Here is a 547-nt window from a genome sequence, read left to right as displayed (position 1 = left end):
AAGATTGAATTAGTATTTCATAATGGTAATAAATTTGATAATCATTTTATCGAACATGCTATGAAATTTCATCACAAAAAAACGGAAGTAAGAAATATTCATTTGACTAACGCAATAGATAACGTCAATACATGTAAGTTAGGTGATTTAACAAAAGCCCAACCACTTGACCGTGATAATATTATACTAGAAAAACGGGTTAAGTCGGCAACTTCATTAGAAATAGATGCATTTTATAATAACGTGCATTATATTACGATTGATAACGCCCCGAAAACAGGTGCTTCTATTCGTGAGTTAGGTAAAAAACTTCTTGCTTTAGGTGTCATAGAGGAAGAACAGTTGAAAACAGAATTTGAATACGATGTTTTTGACCTTGAAGAAGATATGAGCGATGAAGAAGCCTACTTATATGCCAAACAATGCTTTATGAGTTTAACAGATAAGCAGTTAGTATATATTGAGAATGACGTTATCATACTAGGCAAGTCCGTTTATTACTATTCAGATTTGTACCCCGATTTTGATTGGGAAAAACGTACAAAAA

At 32.0% G+C, this 547-nt stretch carries 1 protein-coding gene; it reads left to right on the top strand.

What is annotated here, in order from left to right:
• A partial coding sequence (locus tag N1032_RS27305) for a hypothetical protein (protein ID WP_259543841.1) occupies nt 1-547 on the top strand: 547 nt, incomplete at both ends.

Source organism: Herbiconiux daphne (genome assembly GCF_024979295.1).
In the GTDB taxonomy this organism is placed as follows: Bacteria; Actinomycetota; Actinomycetes; order Actinomycetales; family Microbacteriaceae; genus Herbiconiux; species Herbiconiux daphnes.
Note: the sequence above shows the minus strand (reverse complement) of the source record. Positions and strands in the feature narration are given on the sequence as shown.